Source organism: Bacteroidales bacterium, from assembly GCA_035299085.1.
Taxonomy (GTDB): domain Bacteria; phylum Bacteroidota; class Bacteroidia; order Bacteroidales; family UBA10428; genus UBA5072.
Map to the genome: position 1 here is coordinate 112,411 of DATGXG010000002.1, position 21,658 is coordinate 134,068.

16 protein-coding genes are annotated in these 21,658 nt (G+C 42.8%); 13 read left to right on the forward strand and 3 right to left on the reverse strand.

Annotation, left to right across the window (positions count from 1 at the left end; all coding sequences use genetic code 11):
• Position 1: 1 nt before the first annotated feature.
• Entirely contained in the window at positions 2-1,039 is a 1,038-nt protein-coding gene (locus tag VK179_00640; protein ID HLO57224.1) for a Gfo/Idh/MocA family oxidoreductase, read from the forward strand.
• 96 nt (positions 1,040-1,135) lie between these two features.
• Here the strand turns inward: VK179_00640 and VK179_00645 are convergent, their stop codons facing one another.
• The gene (locus VK179_00645; GenBank protein HLO57225.1) at positions 1,136-1,591 is read right to left on the reverse strand and encodes a hypothetical protein; all 456 of its coding nucleotides are present in this window, start codon (positions 1,589-1,591) and stop codon (positions 1,136-1,138) included.
• 203 nt (positions 1,592-1,794) lie between these two features.
• On the opposite strand from VK179_00645, the gene VK179_00650 reads away from it, so the two are divergent.
• The 10 genes from VK179_00650 to VK179_00695 all read left to right on the forward strand — a co-directional run bounded on the left by VK179_00650 (position 1,795) and on the right by VK179_00695 (position 14,394).
• Positions 1,795-3,213 carry a pyridoxal-dependent decarboxylase gene (locus VK179_00650; protein ID HLO57226.1) on the forward strand — a complete coding sequence of 473 codons (1,419 nt, stop codon included), beginning with the start codon at positions 1,795-1,797 and terminating at the stop codon, positions 3,211-3,213.
• A gap of 11 nt (positions 3,214-3,224) precedes the next feature.
• The gene (locus VK179_00655; GenBank protein ID HLO57227.1) at positions 3,225-4,667 is read left to right on the forward strand and encodes an RNase adapter RapZ; all 1,443 of its coding nucleotides are present in this window, start codon (positions 3,225-3,227) and stop codon (positions 4,665-4,667) included.
• Positions 4,664-5,407 carry a nucleotidyltransferase family protein gene (locus VK179_00660; protein ID HLO57228.1) on the forward strand — a complete coding sequence of 248 codons (744 nt, stop codon included), beginning with the start codon at positions 4,664-4,666 and terminating at the stop codon, positions 5,405-5,407. The genes VK179_00655 and VK179_00660 overlap by 4 nt, the downstream gene beginning before the upstream one ends.
• Positions 5,408-5,416: 9 nt before the next feature.
• A complete protein-coding gene (locus tag VK179_00665) occupies positions 5,417-6,118 on the forward strand; it encodes a phosphoadenylyl-sulfate reductase (GenBank protein ID HLO57229.1) in 702 nt (233 codons plus the stop codon).
• A gap of 64 nt (positions 6,119-6,182) precedes the next feature.
• Positions 6,183-6,554 carry an STAS/SEC14 domain-containing protein gene (locus VK179_00670; GenBank protein HLO57230.1) on the forward strand — a complete coding sequence of 124 codons (372 nt, stop codon included), beginning with the start codon at positions 6,183-6,185 and terminating at the stop codon, positions 6,552-6,554.
• A 111-nt stretch (positions 6,555-6,665) separates the two neighbouring features.
• Positions 6,666-8,636 (forward strand): DUF349 domain-containing protein, encoded by a 1,971-nt coding sequence (locus tag VK179_00675; GenBank protein ID HLO57231.1) that lies wholly within the window; start codon positions 6,666-6,668, stop codon positions 8,634-8,636.
• A 22-nt stretch (positions 8,637-8,658) separates the two neighbouring features.
• The gene (locus tag VK179_00680; GenBank protein ID HLO57232.1) at positions 8,659-10,260 is read left to right on the forward strand and encodes a CTP synthase; all 1,602 of its coding nucleotides are present in this window, start codon (positions 8,659-8,661) and stop codon (positions 10,258-10,260) included.
• A gap of 48 nt (positions 10,261-10,308) precedes the next feature.
• Positions 10,309-12,204: a membrane protein insertase YidC gene (gene yidC / locus VK179_00685; protein HLO57233.1), complete on the forward strand. Its 1,896-nt coding sequence runs from the start codon at positions 10,309-10,311 to the stop codon at positions 12,202-12,204.
• Between the two features lies 1 nt (position 12,205).
• Positions 12,206-13,438: a diaminopimelate decarboxylase gene (gene lysA / locus VK179_00690; protein ID HLO57234.1), complete on the forward strand. Its 1,233-nt coding sequence runs from the start codon at positions 12,206-12,208 to the stop codon at positions 13,436-13,438.
• 11 nt (positions 13,439-13,449) lie between these two features.
• A complete protein-coding gene (locus VK179_00695; protein HLO57235.1) occupies positions 13,450-14,394 on the forward strand; it encodes a D-2-hydroxyacid dehydrogenase in 945 nt (314 codons plus the stop codon).
• A gap of 3 nt (positions 14,395-14,397) precedes the next feature.
• Here the strand turns inward: VK179_00695 and VK179_00700 are convergent, their stop codons facing one another.
• On the reverse strand, positions 14,398-18,243 hold the full coding sequence (locus VK179_00700; GenBank protein ID HLO57236.1) for a two-component regulator propeller domain-containing protein: 3,846 nt from the start codon (positions 18,241-18,243) through the stop codon (positions 14,398-14,400).
• Positions 18,244-18,342: 99 nt separating this feature from the next.
• Between VK179_00700 and VK179_00705 the strand changes: the two genes are divergently transcribed.
• A complete protein-coding gene (locus VK179_00705) occupies positions 18,343-19,242 on the forward strand; it encodes a carbon-nitrogen hydrolase (GenBank protein HLO57237.1) in 900 nt (299 codons plus the stop codon).
• 1 nt (position 19,243) lies between these two features.
• Positions 19,244-20,296 carry an agmatine deiminase family protein gene (locus VK179_00710; protein HLO57238.1) on the forward strand — a complete coding sequence of 351 codons (1,053 nt, stop codon included), beginning with the start codon at positions 19,244-19,246 and terminating at the stop codon, positions 20,294-20,296.
• Here the strand turns inward: VK179_00710 and mnmA are convergent.
• Positions 20,293-21,492 carry a tRNA 2-thiouridine(34) synthase MnmA gene (gene mnmA / locus VK179_00715; GenBank protein ID HLO57239.1) on the reverse strand — a complete coding sequence of 400 codons (1,200 nt, stop codon included), beginning with the start codon at positions 21,490-21,492 and terminating at the stop codon, positions 20,293-20,295. The genes VK179_00710 and mnmA overlap by 4 nt on opposite strands.
• Between the last annotated feature and the right edge of the window lie 166 nt (positions 21,493-21,658).

A 21,658-nucleotide genomic window follows, 5' to 3' on the forward strand; every position in this document is an offset into this window, starting at 1 on the left:
AATGAATAAACTGAGATTTGCTGTTTTTGGATGCGGCTTCTGGTCGAAATTCCAGGTTGGCGCATGGACGGAAATTGAAGGGGTCGAACTCGTTGCCCTTTATAACCGTACCCTTTCAAAAGCCAAAGCCCTTGCTGAAATGTTTCATGTACCTGCAGTATATGACGATGCAGAAGAATTACTGAAGAATGAAAAACTTGATTTTGTAGAAATCATTACAGATGTTGATACCCATGAACTTTTTACAACGCTGGCGGTAAAACATAACATAAAAAACATTATCTGCCAGAAACCGATGGCCCCTTCCTTTGAGGCAGCCAACCGGATGGTTACTCTCTGCCGGAACGCCGGAGTCAACCTGTACATTCATGAGAATTACCGCTGGCAGGCGCCAGTCAGAAGGTTTAATGAAATCATCAAATCGGGCGTTATCGGGACTCCTTTCAAGGCAAGGGTTTCGTTCCTATCGGGTTATCCGGTGTTCGACAATCAGCCTTTCCTGGCTGAACTGGATAAATTCATCCTTACCGATATGGGATCCCATATTCTTGATGTAACCCGCTATTTATTCGGTGAGGTAAAATCGCTTTGGTGCCAGACCCTAAGCATAAACCCGGGTATCAAAGGGGAAGACCTGGCAACGGTGATGATGGAAATGAAGAACGGCATGCCGGTTTATACTGAAATGTCGTATGCATCTATTGTTGAGCATGATTCATTTTCAACCGTACATATTTTAGTTGAAGGTGATAAAGGCTCAGTATTTTTGGGGCCGGGTTTTGAAATAAAAATAACTACACGACAGGGAACCGTTTCTGAAATAGTAAGATTTCCTTCCTATTCATGGGCCGATCCCGATTATATCGTCAATCATGAAAGCGGGATACCGCTGTCACGGAACATTCTGGCTGATATGCTCAAAAAAGGGAAGGCTGAAAATACCGGTACAGATAATTTTGAAACGGTAAAGCTGGTATGGGCTTGCTATGAATCAGCCGCAACAGGGAAAATTATAGTATTGGAAAATTTTGCTAAATGACTGTCTTTGAAACGAATTGCCTGTGCGGGCAGATTGCTTCGTCGCATTTATAAGTTACCATAATCAATGATTTTCAGGCTCCTCGCAATGACGGCGCTAGTACCCGATCACCCAAAGCACCTTTTCCTCAAACGCACAACGCTCTACAAGTTCTATCAGGTCGTGGTTTACACCGATGAGTTTGCGGTTATATTCTTTCCAGTGAGTTAACCACTGGGAGTCTTCATCTTCGATTTCGGCCAGGAACTCCTTGCCCATAAAACGGCTTGAGACCATACCTGTAAATTCGGATGCAGTGTTTATAGCAGTGAGTTTCTCAAGATTTGCCTTCAGTTCATTCAGCAATACAATTATTTTGCGGGAATTATATTTGGTACCGCTGAAATAATCAAAGGTTGGATTTGCTGTTTCGAAGCAGGGCTGGAAAATATAAAATACCGGACTGTCAACATACTTCGATTCTTCATCGCAGCGGTTATAATTATCGTTGTCGCCGGTAAGATTAAATTCTACAAAATTAAGAAGTTCAGCGCTATAAAGCTCAATATGCATAAAGTTGCCTGACTAGGGTATAAATCGAATTTTAAAAATAGTATTTCCGTGTCAGAAATCAAAATATGTGGATTAAAATGTTTGAGGTTTGAGGTGTGGGACCAAAACTTCTTAAATCAAAAATCGGTGTTCGGTGTTCGGTGTTCCATGTTTGATGTTTAATGTTATGGATTAATTTATATTTGGAGCAAAATATTTCCACAATGTATTCACCCGAAGAATTCAGAAAGGAAGCACATAAGCTGGTCGACTGGATTGCCGATTATTATACTGAAATCGAAAAATATCCTGTGAAGGCCGCCATAAAGCCGGGATCAGTGTTTGCACAGATTCCTGCGGCACCTCCGGAAGCTCCCGAAGAAATGGATGCTATTTTCAAAGACTTTCAGGATATCATTTTACCCGGGATCACTCACTGGCAGAACCCTTCGTTCTTTGCATACTTTCCGGCAAACAGCAGTTTTCCGTCTCTCCTCGGTGACTTTTTATCCTCAGCGCTGGGAGCACAGTGCATGAAATGGGAGACATCACCTTCCGCTACCGAGCTTGAAGAAGCCGTCATGATCTGGCTCAGGAAAATGACAGGGCTTCCTGATTCGTTCACCGGTGTTATACAGGACACAGCTTCTACATCAACACTTGCAGCCATTATATCGGCGAGGGAACGGGCGACAGGTTTTGCCGTTAACAACAACGGAATGACGTCGGTTATGCGAGTGTACTGTTCATCCGAGGCTCATTCTTCAGTTGAAAAGGCAGTTAAAATAGCAGGTATCGGTAAAAACAATCTCGTGAAAATTCAAACAGACGATCAGTTCAGAATGAACCCGGCAGAACTTGAAAAAGCAATTACCGGTGATCTGAAAAGGGGTTTGTTGCCTGTTTGCGTTGTGGCTGCTATTGGTACTACCGGATCTACAGCAGTGGATCCCCTTCAGGATATCGCTGAAATATGCTCAAAACACAGGGTCTGGCTCCATGTTGACGCCGCGTTTGCAGGTTCAGCCCTTTTGCTGCCTGAATACAGGTGGATTATTAAAGGTGTTGAAAAGGCCGATAGTCTCGTATTCAACCCTCATAAATGGCTGTTCACGAATTTCGATTGTTCGGCCTATTTCGTGAAGGATGTGGAAACGCTGATTGATACCTTCAAACTCATACCGGAATATCTCAGGACCCAGATCCCGGAACATGTAAATGATTATTCCAACTGGGGAATACAATTGGGAAGGCGATTCAGGGCGCTAAAGCTCTGGTTTGTAATTCGTTCCTTTGGTATAAAAGGCCTGCAGAACCGGCTCAGAGAACAGCTTTCCATTGCTTCCGAACTTAAATCATGGATTGAACAATCGCCTGAATTCGAAATCCTTGCCCCGGTACACTTTAACCTGGTGTGCTTCAGGTTTCATCCTGCAGGAATCGATGGCCTGGATGAGCTTAACCGGATCAATGAAAAACTAATGCTTGAAGTGAACAAAACCGGCAAAATGTACATTACCCATACCAAATTAAATGGAATTTTTACATTGAGAATGATAACCGCCCAGACGAATGTTCAGCACCATCATGTTAAAAATGGCTGGGATTTGATTGTTGAGAAATCAAAATCCGTTCTTAATTAAACAACAAAGAAATGGCATCAATTCTTCAGCTGTTAGAAAACCTTTACACTAAATGGAGCCAGCACAAGCCGGTTTCCATTGTGCCCCTCCCGGCCTCGGGTTCTTACCGCACCTATTACAGGATAACTTCTGAAATTGGCAGTGTGCTAGGCGTTCATAATGCCGACAAAAGGGAGAACGAAGCATTTGTTTACTTAAGCAACCATTTGAAAGCAAAAGGCAACAGGGTACCCAACGTATTGATTACCGACCTCGATCATCATGTTTATATTGAAGAAGACCTGGGCAACGATACGCTTTTCGATTACCTGGCACGATTGAGAAATAAATCGTGCACCGTTGAGGATATACTTAAGGTATACAGAAATGTGATTGACGCAATGCCCGGTTTGCAGGTACGCTCAATTGAAGACCTTGATTTTTCACAATGTTACCCTCGTGCTGAGTTTGATGTTCAGAGCATGATGTGGGACATGAACTATTTCAAATACTGCCTGCTGAAACCATTGAAAATTGAGTTTTTTGAGCAGGACCTCGAAGATGACTTTCTGACAATCGTAAAATGGCTTATTGAAGCCGACAGGGAATCATTTATGTTCCGCGATTTTCAGTCACGGAACATCATGCTTGTGAATGGCAATCCATGGTTCATCGATTACCAGGGAGGCCGGCGGGGACCGCTTCAGTACGATCTTGCCTCTTTGTTGTTCGAAGCCAAGACTCACCTTTCGGAGGATATCAGGAAACAGCTTCTTGAATATTACCTTGATGTTTTCAGCAAAACTTTTCCATGGTTTAACCGGGATACTTTTGTCAGGTATTATTATGGTTTTGTTTACCTGCGTTTAATGCAGGCGATGGGCGCTTACGGTTTCAGGGGATATATAGAACACAAGCCGTTATTTCTTCAAAGCCTTCCTTATGCCATAAAAACTCTCAGGTGGCTCATTGAAAACGAGCCCCTGCCGCTTCACCTCACAAGTCTGCCCCATGTGTTTGACAAGCTCATGAACCTGCCGCAGGTGAAATCATACGAAGTGCGGCCTGACGAATTTACCATTACGATAAACAGTTTTTCATATAAAAACGGCATACCTGAAGACCTGTCGGGTAACGGCGGAGGATTTGTATTCGATTGCAGAAGTCTTGAAAATCCCGGACGGTACCAGGAATACAAGACGTTTTCAGGGAAGGACCAGCCGGTTATCGATTTTCTTCAAAACCGTCCTGAAACTGTCGAGTTTCTTTCGCATGCCTCTTCCATGGTGCAGAATGCAGCAAGTAACTACCTTCATCGGGGATTTTCTCACCTCATGGTCAGTTTCGGATGTACCGGCGGACAGCACCGGTCGGTATATTTTGCCGAAAAAATGGCTTCCTGGCTAAGGGAAAATGTGAAGGCTAATGTAGTCGTTGTTCATCATGAACTGGCAAAAAAAATATCCGGAGCATGAAAGCAATGATCCTGGCGGCCGGTAAAGGAACACGCATGATGCCTCTTACGCTTGACACTCCGAAACCGCTGATAGAAATACAGGGAATATCGCTCCTGGAACATACAATCCGGTATCTTAAGTACTACGGTGTGACCGAGATAATAATCAACATCCATCACCTGCCTGATCAGATTATTGATTTTGTCAACCGAAATAATTCATTCGGAATTCATATTGAATTTTCAGATGAATCCGGGGAACTTCTTGATACTGGCGGAGGACTCTATAAGGCAGGATGGTTTTTTGATGATTGCGAACCCTTCATCCTGACCTCATCGGATGTGATTACGACCCTGAATCTTCATCAAATGATGCAGGAATTTAAAGATGCCGATCCGCTGGTACTCCTTGCAGTGAAGCACCGGAATTCAACAAGGGATTTTATTTTTGACTCAGAGTATAACCTGATTGGCTGGCATAACAATAAAACCGGTGAAAACCGGCTCATCCGCCAGGAAAATGAATTTACAAGAGCTGCTTTCAGTACAATCCATGTTATCCACCCCCGGATTATCGATTTGATCACCGAAAGAAACAGGTTTTCGATAATTGACCTTTACCTTCGGCTGGCCCTTGAGCATAAAGTAAAGGGATTCCTTCACGATGATTCTGAATGGTTTGAATGCGGCCGGTTTGAGAGTCTGGATATGCTTAACCGTTCGGATGAAATCAAGCGGATAATTAAAAAATATGAGTAATTTTACCGCATGGACAACAGAATAGATGCGTGGAACGAGCGTTTTGCAAAAGCGCCCGCCGAAGAAGTGGTTGAATTTTTCAACAGTGAATTCGGACAGGAAATATGCCTGTCTTCAAGTATGGGAGCCGAAGACCAGGTTCTTACCCATATGCTCATGAAGGTTAATCCCTCTTTCAGAATTTTTACACTCGATACAGGACGCCTTTTCCCGGAAACCCTGGATCTTATCCAAAAAACAAGAGACCATTATAATACATCAATAGAAGTATTTTTCCCCGATTACCGGATGGTTCAGCAAATGGTTCGTGAAAAGGGAATAAACCTTTTTTACGCCAGCGTGGAAGACAGAAAATATTGCTGCAACGTCAGAAAAATGGAGCCCCTTAAAAGAGCCCTTTCAGGAATGAAAGCCTGGATGACGGGTATCCGGAAAGATCAGACAATCAACCGGTTTAATACACAGGTTGTGGAATGGGATGAAGCAAACGCTATCGTAAAAATCAATCCCCTGTATCGCTGGTCAGAAAAAATGGTTTGGGAATACATCCGCTCAAACCAAATTCCTTATAATGAACTGCATGACAGGAACTTCCCCAGTATAGGCTGTCAACCCTGCACCAGGGCTGTCACCCCCGGAGAAGACACACGTGCCGGTCGCTGGTGGTGGGAAGACCAGGGACATAAAGAATGCGGTTTGCACATCAAATAGGTCATTCAGAACATTTTGCAACCCTTAATGCCATAGGCCCGTATATAGGGCAAAAATAAATGGCATGGAGCAGAGAGCAAGATTTATTGAGCACAAAGGAAAGCAAATCTATTATGTAGATTATTCAAATCTCAAGAATAACGATGAGTTTCTTTCGGTTATCGCACAAACCAATGCATACAGGGAAAAAATAAAAGCACAGGGAAGAAAGGATCTTCTTATGCTTGTTGACATAAGCGGGAGCTTTGTTTACGGTGAGGTACTGGAATCCATCAAGCGTTCTGGAAAAATCACCAAGGAACTGACAGCCCGTGAAGCGGTAGTTGGAATAACCGGCAGCAAAAGAATCCTTCTTAAAATAGTTCAGACCGTAACCAATATGAATTTCAGGACCTTTGACACGGTTGATGAGGCAAAGGACTGGCTGGTGTCATAAGAAAGCCCGCACACGGGCATATTTCACTAAAAATACTTTGACTATTGGTCATTAATGTATATTTTCGTAGTTTCTTTCAAAAGTGGTGAACTTTTAGTAAAGTAACTGAAGATGAGTGACCTTAATAGTTCTGTTCATGATGAACAAGTCGGTAACACCGGTGGTGCTACTGATAATACGGATCCTGTTACCCCTGCTGCGTCTGAAGATGCTGTTGCCAAGGCTTCTGTAAACGATTTGCCTGCTCACGAAGCTGAAGAATTTGAACAGTTTTTCGAGGAGGTTGAGGATGATGTAGAGCTGACAGAGAAGGCTACGCCGGTTGAACCGGCTGAACCGGTTGAAGCACAGCCTGAAGAAGCCGTAAACCTTGCACTTATGAGCAAGGAAGAATTGATTGCGCTGTTAGCCAATCTTCTGGATACAAAGCCTATTGAAACGATCATTAATGATGTGGAAAACATCAAGATCAATTACTACAAAAAACACAAGGCTGAGATTGAAAGAAAAAGAAAGGCATTCGTAGAGCAGGGCGGTGAAATCGAAGATTTTAAAGTTGAAGACGATCCGCATGAAGCGGAAATTAAGGAACAGTTGCGCCGCTACCGTGAACTGAAAGCAGATTATAATAAAGTACAGGAAGATCACAAACATAAAAACCTTGAAGATAAATACAAGATCATTGATGAAATCAAGGAACTTGTTAAAAACAAGGAATCGATAAATCGTACATTCCAGGAATTCCGGGACCTTCAGAAAAGATGGCGCGCTATCGGACCTGTTCCACAGCAGAATGTAAAGGATCTCTGGGAAAATTACCACCACCATGTTGAAGCGTTTTATGATTATATCCGCATAAACCAGGAATTAAGGGACCTTGACCTTAAGAAAAACCTGGAATCGAAGATTCATTTGTGTGAGAAAGCTGAAGAACTGATCCTTGAAACCAACGTAGTTGAGGCTTTCAGGGTTCTCCAGGATTTACACGAACAATGGCGGGAAATTGGTCCTGTGCCTGCTGAAATGCGGGTTGAGATCTGGAACCGGTTTAAGGAAGCCACTGCCAAGATTAACAAGAAACACCAGGATCACTTTGTGGATCTTAAGACCGAGCAGAAATCAAACCTCGAAGCAAAAATTGCCCTCTGTGAAAAAGCTGAGGAACTGGCTAACGTAGAAATCAATTCAAATAAGGAGTGGACCAGTCGTTCGAATGAACTTATCGAACTGCAGAAGGTTTGGAAAACAATTGGTTTTGCTCCGAAAAAAGATAATGCAAAAATATACAAGCGCTTCCGTGAAGCCTGTGATGCTTTTTTTAACCGGAAAAGAGAATATTACGGCGTTTTCAAAGAAGAGCAGAATAATAACCTGCAGTTGAAGATTGACCTGTGCATTCAGGCTGAAGCGCTCTGCGAAAGCAATGAATGGAAGAAAACAACAGAAGAATTGATCGCTCTCCAGCAACGCTGGAAAGAAATTGGTGCCGTTCATCACAAACAGTCGGAAAAAGTCTGGAAACGATTCAGGACTGCCTGCGACAAATTCTTTGAAAGGAAATCAAAACACTTTTCTGAAGTTGACAATTCATTTGGAGTGAACCTGCAGAAAAAACAGGATCTGATTAAAGAAATTGAAGCTTTTGAGATCGGCGAAAATGCTGAGGAATCATTAACCCGCCTGAAGGACTTCCAGCGCCAGTGGGCTGAGATCGGTTTCGTACCCCTCAAACTGAAAGATGAGATCCATGAAAAATACCGCGAGGCCATCAATAGCAAGTTCGACGCCCTCCGTATTGATGACAGCCACCGGAATATGCTGAAATTCAAGACCAAACTTGAAGAGTATCTTGATAAGCCAAATGGAATGCAGCGGATCAGGCAGGAACGTGAGAAATACATTACCCGTCTGAAGCAGCTTGAAAGTGACATTGTTCTTTGGGAAAATAATATTGGTTTCTTTGCCCGGTCACGTAATGCTGAAACCATGATCAGGGATGTTGAAACCAAGATTGAAAGTTCAAAAAAGAATATTGAGCTGCTTAACCGCAAAATCAGTATGATTGATGATCTTGATGATTGATAAGAAATAATAAACACACAAGTTGATTCCAACCAAGTATATATTTGTCACGGGCGGTGTTGCTTCTTCATTGGGAAAAGGTATTATCTCCGCCTCGCTTGCTAAATTATTGCAGTCAAGGGGATACGTTGTCACCATTCAAAAGCTTGATCCTTATATCAATGTGGATCCGGGGACACTGAATCCCTATGAACACGGTGAATGCTTCGTTACTGAAGACGGCGCAGAAACCGATCTTGACCTGGGTCATTACGAGAGGTTCCTGGGAGTGCCTACTTCACAGGCTAACAACGTTACTACAGGCCGCATTTACCAGACTGTTATAAACAAAGAACGCCGCGGCGATTACCTGGGCAAAACTGTGCAGGTAATCCCCCATATCACCGACGAAATAAAGAGGCGCATTAAACTGGTGAGCAGCCGGAATAAGCTCGATTTTGTAATTACCGAAATCGGAGGTACGGTCGGCGATATTGAATCACTACCCTATGTGGAAGCGGTAAGGCAGTTGAAATGGGAAATGGGAGATCAGAATGTACTGAACATTCACCTTACGCTGGTTCCTTACCTGCCTTCTTCGGGCGAATTAAAGACCAAACCTACCCAGCATTCAGTCAAGATGCTTTTGGAGACAGGAGTTCAACCGAATATTCTTGTTCTCAGAACCTCACACGAGCTTGGACCTGATCTCAGAAAGAAAGTGGCATTGTTCTGCAATGTCGATTCCGATTCGGTCATTCAATCCATCGACGTAAGTACTATTTATGAAGTGCCCATTAAAATGCAGGAAGAAAGGCTCGATGTGACCGTTCTCCGTAAGTTGGGCATGGATTATTCAGGAACTGCCGATCTGACCACATGGAATAAGTTCCTGAAAAGGCTTCAGAATCCAAAATTCCAATCAAGAATTGCTCTTGTAGGAAAATATGTTGAATTACCCGATGCCTATATTTCTATAAACGAATCGTTCAAACACGCCGGTGCAATGAATAACTGCCGGGTGGACGTGGAATATATACATTCTGAACGCATTGACGAAAGCAATTATACCGAAATTCTGAAAGGATATGCCGGCATATTGGTGGCTCCGGGCTTTGGTGACAGGGGTATCGACGGTAAAATACTGGCTGCAAGGTATGCCAGGGAGAATAATATTCCGTTCCTTGGAATATGTCTCGGACTGCAGTGTGCGGTTGTTGAATTTGCAAGGAACGTGCTTGGCATGACAGGTGCCCATTCTACCGAAATGGTTTCAAAAACTCCCTACCCTGTAATCGACCTTATGGAAGAACAGAAAGGTGTTACCGAGAAGGGCGGTACCATGAGGCTTGGTGCTTATCCTTGTGTTGTAAAACCCGGTACACGCACTTTTGATGCATACGGTGTTGAAGAGGTGAGTGAAAGGCACAGGCATCGTTATGAATTTAACAACAAGTACCTGGATGCTTATGAAAATGCCGGAATGATAGCAACCGGTATAAATCCTGAGACTTCTCTTGTGGAAATCATGGAAATCAGGGACCATAAGTGGTTTGTGGGCGTTCAGTTTCATCCCGAATACAGCAGCACCGTTCTCAGGCCTCATCCACTGTTTGTAAGTTTTGTAAAAGCCACTATCTGCTGAACGATGAATTATTCTCAAAATTTTCTTTTTTGACAACTCAGGTAACACATGGATAAAAATTCAATTTTTGGTATTCTTATTATCGCCGCTATTCTTGTTGTGTGGGGGGTTATACAATCTCCCAACAAAAAGGAGCTTGAAAAGCGCCGAAAATATGAAGATTCCCTTGTAAGAGAACAACAAAAGGCCTTAAGGATTGAGGATTCGATTAAAACGGCACAGGCATTCGCACAAAAAGACTCGACAATTGATTCAGTGAATACAAAACAATTGTCTGCGGAACTCGGTCAATTTGCTGCTTCAGCAACAGGTAAGAATGAGTTTTATACAATTGAAAACGATGTAATAAAACTCGTTGTCTCTTCAAGAGGAGGCAGGCCCTATTCTGTGGAACTGAAAAAATATAAAAAGTTTAATGGTAATCCTGTTGTACTATTCAGCGGTGACTCCACCCAATTTGGATTGAGTTTTTATGATAATAAAAGGGATATCCATACTAACGATCTTTACTTTAAACCCACTGATTCCACAACTGCGTTAAAGGAAGGTGCTGACAGCATCGCTATGCGACTTGCTGTAAGCAATGATCGCTATATTGAATACCATTATGCTCTTCAACCCGGCAGCTACATGGTTGATTTCGGGATAAGCCTTTCAGGTATGAAGGACATTGGTACACGCGACCCGTCATCTCTTGATTTTAGCTGGGAAGTTTATATACCACAGCATGAACAGCTGAAGAAAAATGAAAATCAGTATACTTCGTTATATTATAAACATTATAAGGAAGATGTTGAGTTTTTCAAACCCAAGCAGAGCAAGCAAATTGCTGAAGAAAATATTCCCACACAAATTGAATGGGTAGCTTTTAAAAGCCAGTTTTTCTCATCAGTGATTTTAGCTCCGACGGCCTTTTCCAATGCATACCTTAAATCTACCAATCTTCCCGAAGCCGATAATTACCTTAAAGATTTCAGGGCTGAACTCGGCATTCCTTTCCAGCGACTGGATAATGAAAATATCAACCTGCAATTTTACTTCGGACCCAACAAATTCAAGTTATTGAAACAGTATCACGACCGGAAACTTGAAGACCTGGTTTCATTAGGGCGTAATATCATACGCGCTATTAACCAGTGGCTTATCATACCGGTGTTCGACTGGCTGAGCAAATTCATCGGCAATTTCGGTATCATCATCCTGTTACTCACCATTATAATTAAGGTACTCCTGCTTCCTTTAACTTACAAATCTTATTTGTCACAGGCCAGGATGAAGGTTCTGAAACCCATGATGGATGAGATAAACGAAAAATATCCGAAGGGTAAGGAAGTTGAAAAACAACAGGCCACAATGGCTTTGTATAAAAAGGCCGGTATCAGTCCGCTTGGCGGCTGTTTGCCCACATTGCTCCAATTCCCCATATTGTTTGCCATGTTCCGGTTCTTCCCCACCTCAATCGAGTTGCGCCAGGAAGGATTTTTATGGGCAAAGGACCTTTCAACCTACGATGCGTTCATCACATGGCATCAGACAATTCCTATCATCAGTAATATATTCGGAAATCATATCAGCTTGTTTACAGTGCTGATGACCGTTTCAACCATTCTCCAGATTAAGATGAGCGACACTTCTTCTTCGCAGCAAATGCCGGGAATGAAGACCATGATGTATGTGATGCCGGTTATGTTCATGTTTATGCTGAACAATTTCTCAGCCGGTTTGACCTATTATTATTTCCTTGCCAACGTAATTACTATTGGCCAGAATTATATTTTCAAGCAATTTGTGGATGAGAAGGAGATCCTGCGAAAAATAGAAGAGCGAAAAGCCAAACCGGTCAAAAAATCGAAATGGCAGCAACGGCTTGAAGAAATGACCAAACAACAGCAGCAGCGTAAACCGGGTGCAAAACCTCAGCCCAAAACCGGCAAGAAGAAATAACATGAAACTCATTCATAACAGGTACCAGATCAGCGGTGTAGACGCCGTTGATCTTGTTGAAAAATACGGATCTCCCGTTTATGTGTACGACACAGCTAAAATGAAGCTGCAGTATGATAAACTGCTTCATGCTTTTCGCGAAATAAAAGTAAAGGTAAACTTTGCCTGCAAAGCCCTGAATAATATAAATGTATTGAGGTTTTTTAAAAATACGGGCAGCGGCCTTGATGCTGTTTCCATACAGGAAGTGCAACTGGGGCTGAAAGCCGGTTTTGCTCCGCAGGACATTATTTTTACACCCAACTGTGTATCAATCGAGGAAATTTCAGAAGGGGTGAAACTCGGTGTGCGGATCAACATCGACAATATTTCCATCCTGGAGCAATTCGGAAATATTTACGGAAATAAAGTTCCGGTATGTATCCGGATCAATCCGCATATTTTCGCAGGCGGAAACCAGAAAATATCAACCGGACATATTGATTCTAAATTCGGTATTTCCACATACCAGATGCCTCATGTTCACCGGGTGGTGGAAGCCACCAACATCAGGGTCGAAGGTCTTCACCTGCACACGGGTTCGGATATTCTGGATGTTGAAGTTTTCCTGAGGGCTGCCGAAATTATGTTTGACGTGGCCAAAAGTTTTCCGGGCCTTGAATACATTGACTTCGGAAGCGGTTTCAAAGTACAGTACAAGCCTGATGATTATTTCACCGATTTGGAAAACCTGGGAAAAGAACTCAGCAAACGGTTTAAAAAGTTCTGCAAGGAATATGGCAAGGACCTGACCCTGATTTTCGAACCCGGAAAGTTCCTTGTAAGTGAAGCAGGTTTATTTTTTGCACGGGTTAATGTGGTTAAGCAAACTTTGTCCACTGTTTTTGCAGGTGTGGATACCGGCTTGAATCACCTTATAAGGCCTATGTTTTACGATGCCTATCACCAGATCATCAATGTTTCGAATCCGAAAGGGAAACTCAGAATATATACGGTAGTTGGCTATATATGTGAAACCGATACATTCGGCTGGAACCGGAAAATGAATGAAATCCGTGAAGGTGATTATCTCGCCTTTCTGAATGCCGGTGCTTATTGCTTTACTATGGCATCAAATTACAATTCCCGCTTAAGACCTCCTGAAGTTCTCATTCATGAAGGAAAGGATTACCTGGTGAGGGAAAGAGAAACTCTTGATGATCTCCTGAAGAACCAGATCATTCTGGAATTATAAAACCTAATGATATGTTGCGGCCCGGAATCGTCCTTCTGGATGCATATACCCTGGGTGAAATGAGCTTTTATCCCCTGACTAAACTGGGGAATCTAGCCGTTTATCCTGTAACTCCCATGGATAAGCGCATAGAGCGCATTTCGGGCAGGGAAATTGTCATCACTAATAAAGTGGTGATTGATAAAACAGTGATGGACGCCTGCCCCGATCTCCGGTTGATATGCGTTGCCGCCACAGGGATGAACAATGTGGATTTGGCCTGTGCGGAATCAAAGGGAATTATTGTCAGAAATGTTGCCGGCTATTCCACTCAGAGTGTGGTTCAGCATACTTTTTCGCTTCTTTTTTACCTGATGGAACACTTGCCGTATTACGACAATTACGTAAAATCGGGGCAATATTCCCGGGGCGACCTGTTTACCCACCATGGAAGGCCTTTTAATGAACTTGCCGGCAAAACCTATGGTATAATCGGTTTGGGAACAATCGGTAAAAGAATTGCAGATGTTGCCAGTGCGTTTGGCGCCCGTGTAATTTATTATTCCACAAGCGGAAAAAATCTCAATACCGGGTATACCCACGTAAAACTAAGCGAACTGCTTACTGAAAGCGATATCGTTTCGGTTCACTGTCCGTTGAATGAATCGACAAAAGACCTCATCACGTATGAGGAGCTTCGGAAAATGAAGAGCTCGGCTATTCTTATCAATGCCGGCAGAGGAGGCATAGTGAATGAACTTGACCTGGCATCGGCGCTTGATGAAGAACTGATCGCCGGAGCCGCATTGGATGTTCTATCCAAAGAGCCTCCTGATGCGGATAACCCACTGTTTCAAATACGATTTCCTGAACGGTTGGTCTTTACACCCCACATTGCATGGGCAAGCATTGAATCACGAGAAAGGCTTTTAAGCCGGATCGTTGAGAATATCAGCGAGTATCTCGGTAAACGATAAGCTTTACAAGTACCTGCTGATTACAGCCATAAAATCATTGGGCTTGATCGGCTTTGAAATATAATCATCAAATCCTGCATTCATGAAATGAAGCCGGTCCTCAGGCCGTGCGTAAGCTGTTATGGCAATGACTGTCTGCCTGGGATTGGCCGCCTTTACCTTTTTTGTGGCTTCATAACCGTCCAATACCGGCATTTTGATATCCATCAGTATTATATCATACTTAATTCCTGAGGCAGCCAGTTTAACAGCGTCAAGTCCGTTTTCAGCCCAATGTACATTTACATTCATCCTGTTCAGCATTTTCTTTGCATACAGGTAATTGGCTTTCTCATCTTCTACAATAAGGATTTCTTTTTCGCCTTTTTTAGCCTTATGTTTGGTTGGTTGTAATGACTTTTTCGGAATACTGGCAAAGGAAACCTTCTCCCATGGGATCATGAGGAAGAAAGTAGAACCCACGTTCAATTCTGATTCCATAGAAATGGTTGCCCCGAGCAATCCCGACATAGCTTTACAAATGGCAAGTCCTAAACCTGTTCCCCTGTAAAGTGTGTCACTTTGTTCCATACTTTTTCTGAACCTCTCAAATACAAGGTGCTGTTCACCCTGTTTAATTCCGATACCTGAATCCTGCACATAGATCATAAGCTGTTCATCTTTACGAACGGCACCAAGTTCGACAAATCCTTTGGATGTAAATTTGCAGGCGTTACTCAGCAGGTTTGTAAGAATCTGGGTTATTCTTACCCGGTCAGAAAACAATAAAATATTCAGCTCATGCAACTCGTTGTTCAACCTGATATTCACATCACGGTTCCGGTTCATAAGAGAAAATGAAGAATACAAATGATCAAGTACTTCATTCAGATTGAAATCCTCTTTTCTTATTACCAGTTGATTTGCCTCTATAAGGGATAAATCGAGAATATCATCTATAAGAACAAGAAGTGTTTCCGAATTGGAATTGATGATATCGATGAATTCTGTTTTTTCATCTTCATTCAGATTTTTTTCTTTCAGAAGATTGGCAAATCCCACGATGGCATTCATCGGAGTACGGATCTCATGCGACATGTTGGCAAGGAAAGCCGATTTAAGCCTGTCGGATTCTTCCGCCTTTCGAAAGGCTACTTCGAGTTCACCTGTTCTTTGGGCAATAAGGTTTTCAAGGTTCTGCCTGTGGTCTTCCAACTCCTTATTCTGTTTCAATATTTCTGCGCTCATTTGAGATAATTGTTCATTCTGAGCTGCAATTTCCTCATGCTGCTGTATTAACTTGTTATGCTGGTCTTTCAGCATGGTATTGGCATCGAATAATTCCTTTGTTCTTTCTTTAACTGTTTTCTCCAGAAACAACTGGTTCTTTTTCAGGTTTCTAACTCTTCCATAGTAAATGATTAAAGCTGCAGCCAATAAAATCATAGCGAATAATACCCTGAACAACCACGAGTGCCAAAGCGGTGTTTTTATTTGTACCTGTATTTCTCTGCCAATTAAATTCCAATATCCATGGCTGTTTGAAGCAATCACCCTGAAAGTATAATTGCCCGGAGGAAGATTCTGATAATTTGCTTTGTTTACGTTGCCCGACTTTATCCAATCCTTATCATAGCCTTTCAGCATATATTTAAACTGGTTGCCTTCTGAATTTACATAATGAAGGGCCGCAAAAGCAAACCCAATGTTATTTTGTTTGTAGGAGAGTTTAATTACCGGTTTATTGGATGAAAAGAATTCAGAATTCCTCAAAGGTATGCTATTCACTGTAATTCCGGTAATTACAACTTTGGGTGATAAAGTGTCATCGCTTATGTTTTCGGGTTCAAACCGGATCAGACCCTTGGAGCTTCCAATGTAAATAATCTGATCATCGGTTACAGCACCTGAATTCGGATTGCAAGCAATATACCTTATGTCATCACTTACCGAGTAGTCGCGAAATTTCTCAGATTTCAAATCAAAGCTCAGAATTCCGGCATTTGTGCCTAACCAAAAGACATTGTTTTTATCCGGGGTAATTTGGAGAATGGTTCGCAAATTACCGTTCACTTCCGAGTAAAACTGGATTGATTTATTGGTTTCCCTGTTATATTTAAACAATGCTTTTTCTGTGCCTAACCATAAATTCCCGTTAGAGTCATCATAAATATCATAAACTGCCATAGATGATTGTAAGGGGTCAGTCGTAAATCCTATCCTGTCGAGTGTTTCAGTTTTCTCATTATAGCGGTTCAGTCCTGAAGCAGTTGCTATCCAGATTATGCCCTGCTTATCTTCAATAATTTTAAAAACTAAATTGCTCCATAATCCATCGTGTTTTGACGCATCAAATGCAAATCTTCTGCTTATTTTGTTTTTACTGTTATACATCACCAAACCGCGGCTCATGCTGCCGAACCAAAATCGATTCCGGCTGTCAACAAAAGTCCGCACGGCATCAGGATATGAATCAGAACCGGAAAGGCCGGGAAGACTTTTCAATCGCTCCACTTTACCACTCCTGATATCATAAACGTATAGACCATTAAGCCATGTGGCTATCCATATTTTTCCTTCATGCTCAAACAAATCAAATACTGTAGTATTGCCGATTTCCGGAAGAAATCGTTCCATTGAACGTGTAATGGGATTAAACAAATAAAGGCCGTTATTCTCAGTACCGGCAAGAATTTTCCCGTCATGCATTTTAAATATGGAGTAAACAGGATATGAGGCTTCAACAAGATATTCATCTGAAACGATATTAAGTATCCTTGAAAAACGCAGTGCTGCCTTGCTGTAGATACTCACTCCGTTATCAGAACTTGGTATCCAGATCACACTATCAGCAGACCTGAATGAACCTAACAGATGGTTGCTGCAAATTCCGAAGGGGTTACCCGGATTGTAATTATAGTGTATTGTTCGGCCACTATTTGTATCTAACAGATAGAACCCGTCATTTAAAGTGGTAATAAGAAGAGCATTTTCTGAAAGATCAAGAATGGATGTTATGCAGTCAAAACGGTAAAATTCTTTTTTCGCAGTCAAAACCGGTATTTCTTTAACTTTTGATGTCAGGGGATCATATAAATACAAACTCTGTAAATGACTGTACCAGATTCGTTTTTGACGGTCAATATGAAGAACAGGATAAACCACAGGCTCATATGTAAATCCGAGATCAGGAATAATCTGTATGTTTTCAGACTTTCCTGTTAATGGATCAAACTTTATAAGAAGGCCGTGGGGCGATGAAATCCAGAGTTTTCCGGATGGGTCTTCGGCAATGCATGCCAGGTTATTCGATCCCGGTGAGGAACTGTCCCCCTTGATATGTTGAAAATGGATAAATGTACTGTCCTTAGGATTATATAAATTCAAACCTGCATTGGATGTCGTAATCCAAATATTACCATGTGAATCGCGGTAAATAAACCTGACCCTGTTACTGCTTAAACTACCGGGATTTCCCGGTTTGTTCTTAAACCTTACTGTAAGTTCAGTGATCTTATTAACGACAACCACACCACTGCTGTCATTTAAAAACCACATATTACCTGCAACATCTTCGGTTATACCGGTTGTACTCTGAAGGTAGCGCATGGTAGTATCCTTGATGAACCTGAAATAATTATAAAAATCTTTTCCATCATACCTGTCAGTACCGGCTTCACCGCCGAACCACATAAACCCATCCTTGTCCTGAAAAATACGTCTTATATCATCGGTCGAAAGACCATCCTGAACACCAATATGTTTGAAACTGAGATGTGGCAACTGGGCCTGGAGTGAAATGTCTGCCGAAAGAAGAAGGAATCCAGGCAACACAGAAATCATGAGCCTTGAAAATAGGGTGATTTTCATGGATTAAAGGCTTTAGGGATATACTTTTAAAGTAACAAAAATTCCCGAATATTCCAAAGGAAGTTTCCAACCGGCTAATTCCTGCAAATTATTGTATTTTTGCTTGCTAAAATTCATATGCTGAACATGCAGGAACAACGGATAAAAATAGGACTTGTGCAACACAGCTGTGCCGAAGATGTAAATGTCAACCTCGACAGGGCAATCCAGGGGATAACGACCGCAGCAAGAAGTGGTGCAAATATTGTGTGCCTTCAGGAACTGTTCATGACCCGTTATTTCTGTGATACAGAAGACTACCAGAATTTCAACTATGCCGAGATCATCCCGGGACCTACCACTACAAAATTCCAGGAACTGGCAAAGGAACTCAACGTGGTTATAGTAGCCTCTTTATTTGAAAAACTCGATGCAGGTGTATACTTCAATACCGCTGCTGTTATTGATGCCGATGGTTCATACCTTGGCAAATACAGGAAAAGCCATATTCCTGATGATCCGGGTTATTATGAAAAGTTTTATTTTTCACCCGGGGATACAGGTTACAAGGTGTTTCCTACCCGTTACGGCAGAATCGGTGTGCTGGTTTGCTGGGATCAATGGTATCCGGAAGCCGCCAGGATCACCAGCCTGATGGGCGCACAAATACTTTTTTATCCTACTGCCATTGGCTGGGCTACTTCGCAGACTACTGGCGTAAATGAAGAACAGTACCAGGCCTGGCAAACCATACAGCGGTCACATGCCATTGCCAACGGGGTGCATGTTGTAGCCGTTAACCGCTGTGGTTTTGAAAAGGAAATGCAATTCTGGGGCGGATCTTTCGTTGCGAATCCGTTCGGTTCTGTGATTTACCAGGGACCTCATGATACCGAAGATACCCATGTTGTCGAAATTGATCTTTCAGAATCGGATTTCTACAGGGTTCACTGGCCTTTCATGCGCGATCGAAGGATTGATACATACAACCCTCTCATTAACCGCTATTTAAAATCCTGACGTGTCATCCAAGAATTTGAAAACTCCCAGGGAATCGGGATACCGTTTTCCGGCTGAATGGATAAAACATGCATCCACCTGGTTAAGCTATCCGCACAATGAAGCTTCATGGCCCGGAAAAATTCATACGATATTCCCCTATTATAATCGTTTTATTAAAGAGCTTGCCAGGGGCGAAACGGTTAACATCAATGTGGTCGATGGTGAAATGATGAAAAGGGTTCAGGAAGAGCTGTTGAAAATTGAAACCCGGATGGACAACATCAGGCTGCACCTGCATCCTACAAACGATGCCTGGTGCAGGGATCATGGTCCCGCGTTCGTTATCAGTCCTTCTTCGGATCAACCCAAAGCCATTGTGAGCTGGAATTACAACGGCTGGGGTGGCAAATACCCGGCTGAGCTTGATAACCAAATACCTGATCGCATAGCAGGTTTGCTGAATCTGCCTGTTTTTTACCCGGGGATTGTGATGGAAGGCGGATCGGTTGATTTCAACGGAAAAGGTACCATTCTCACAACTACATCGTGCCTGCTGAATCCGAACCGTAACCCGGAACTGAACCAGGAACAGATTGAGAAATATCTTCTCGATTATTATGGCGCTGACCACGTGATATGGCTTGGCGACGGAATTGACGGCGATGACACCGACGGGCATATTGACGATCTTACGAGGTTTGTGAATGAAGATACCGTCATTACAATGGTAGAGGCTAATAAATCCGATGCCAATTATTTACCGTTAAAAGAAAACCTGAAACAACTTACAAAATGCAGGCTGTCAAACGGAAAGCAATTGAATATCGTTGAAATTCCGATGCCTGAACCTATGTATTACCAGGATCAGCGGCTCCCTGTTTCCTATGCCAACTTTTATATTGCCAACGCAGGCGTAATGCTCCCGGTATACCGGTGCAAACAGGATGATAAAGCGGTTTACCTTCTTGAGGACTGTATTAAAGACAGGCCGGTTATTGCTCTCGACTCTGTTGAAATTATCTGGGGATTAGGAAGCTGGCACTGTTTGAGCCAGCAGGAACCTCAAAACTAGTCAATTACCCCCGACCCCACCAGTTCATCCCCGTCATACCATGCCGCGAACTGGCCGGAGGTTATGCCCCGCTGCCTTTTATCAAAAATAATGTGCAGTCCCTCTTCCTTCATATATAACGTAGAATCCTGCAAGGGCTGACGGTACCTGACCCGTGTGAGCTGTTTTCTTATTTCACCCGGTTTCATGGCAAGATCACGCCGTATCCAGTGAATTTCACCGGCAGGTACAAACAATCCCCACCGGTTTAACCCGGGATGCTCATGTCCCATGCCAACATAAAGCGTATTACTTTCAGTATCCGTATCGATTACAAACACCGGCTCTGCTTTGCCACCGATATTTAAACCTTTACGCTGTCCTATTGTGTAGAAATGAGCCCCTTCATGTTCACCGGCAACCAGTCCGTCCTTCACCTCATAATGAAAGGCTCCTGTAAGTGTTTCAGGATGTTCCTGTAAGCGGAGCCACTCCCTGTGGGCTTTTGAATAATCATCATACTCCGCACGATTTCCGGGTATTTCAATGATCAAACCATTCCGTGATTTCAGTTTTTGTTTCAGGAATTCGGGAAGATCCACTTTACCTACAAAACAAATTCCCTGGGAATCTTTTCTTTCGGCGGTTGCAAGGCCCTGTTGACGGGCAATATCCCTAACCTCCTGTTTTAAAAGTCCCCCGATGGGAAAAACAGCACGACTTAGTTGTTCCTGTGACAACTGGCATAAGAAATAGCTCTGGTCCTTATTCGGATCGAGTCCCTTCAACAGCCGGTAAACGGGTTGTCCATCCACTACTGTTTCGTCTTTTCTGCAGTAATGACCAGTAGCTACAAGGTCGGCACCGTTTTCAAGGGCCGCTTTAATGAAAAGGTCGAACTTAACTTCACGGTTACATAATACATCGGGATTCGGTGTGTGTCCCCTCTGGTATTCGTTGAACATATAATCAACCACCCTCTTCCTGTATTCTTCACTGAAATCAACAGTGATGAGAGGTATATCAAGCTTGCGGGCAACGAGCTGCGCAAAGATCAGGTCATCGTTCCAGGGACAATCACCGGCCAGCGTACCTGTTGTATCATGCCAGTTGATCATGAACATGCCGAAAACATCATACCCCTGTTCTTTTAACAGCCAGGCTGCGACACTTGAGTCAACACCACCCGAAATACCAACTGCAATTTTTGCTTTCATGAGGTGCAAAAATAGCAATAAAAAAAGGCCCGTCATTGCGAGGAGCGTGACAAAACTATGATTATAGTAATAATTTATAGCGACGAAGCAATCTGCCAGAACAGGCAGAACCTTGCCAAGACAGACAATTCAAAAAGGTAGTTTGTCTTGGTAATGTCCTTCTTGT

Excerpts from the sequence above, each read along its gene's own strand:
- VK179_00640 (HLO57224.1), top strand. The coding sequence starts at position 2 with ATGAATAAACTGAGATTTGCTGTTTTTGGATGCGGCTTCTGGTCGAAA.
- VK179_00645 (HLO57225.1), bottom strand. The coding sequence starts at position 1,591 with ATGCATATTGAGCTTTATAGCGCTGAACTTCTTAATTTTGTAGAATTT.
- VK179_00650 (HLO57226.1), top strand. The coding sequence starts at position 1,795 with ATGTATTCACCCGAAGAATTCAGAAAGGAAGCACATAAGCTGGTCGAC.
- VK179_00655 (HLO57227.1), top strand. The coding sequence starts at position 3,225 with ATGGCATCAATTCTTCAGCTGTTAGAAAACCTTTACACTAAATGGAGC.
- VK179_00660 (HLO57228.1), top strand. The coding sequence starts at position 4,664 with ATGAAAGCAATGATCCTGGCGGCCGGTAAAGGAACACGCATGATGCCT.
- VK179_00665 (HLO57229.1), top strand. The coding sequence starts at position 5,417 with ATGGACAACAGAATAGATGCGTGGAACGAGCGTTTTGCAAAAGCGCCC.
- VK179_00670 (HLO57230.1), top strand. The coding sequence starts at position 6,183 with ATGGAGCAGAGAGCAAGATTTATTGAGCACAAAGGAAAGCAAATCTAT.
- VK179_00675 (HLO57231.1), top strand. The coding sequence starts at position 6,666 with ATGAGTGACCTTAATAGTTCTGTTCATGATGAACAAGTCGGTAACACC.
- yidC (HLO57233.1), top strand. The coding sequence starts at position 10,309 with ATGGATAAAAATTCAATTTTTGGTATTCTTATTATCGCCGCTATTCTT.
- lysA (HLO57234.1), top strand. The coding sequence starts at position 12,206 with ATGAAACTCATTCATAACAGGTACCAGATCAGCGGTGTAGACGCCGTT.
- VK179_00695 (HLO57235.1), top strand. The coding sequence starts at position 13,450 with ATGTTGCGGCCCGGAATCGTCCTTCTGGATGCATATACCCTGGGTGAA.
- VK179_00700 (HLO57236.1), bottom strand. The coding sequence starts at position 18,243 with ATGAAAATCACCCTATTTTCAAGGCTCATGATTTCTGTGTTGCCTGGA.
- mnmA (HLO57239.1), bottom strand. The coding sequence starts at position 21,492 with ATGAAAGCAAAAATTGCAGTTGGTATTTCGGGTGGTGTTGACTCAAGT.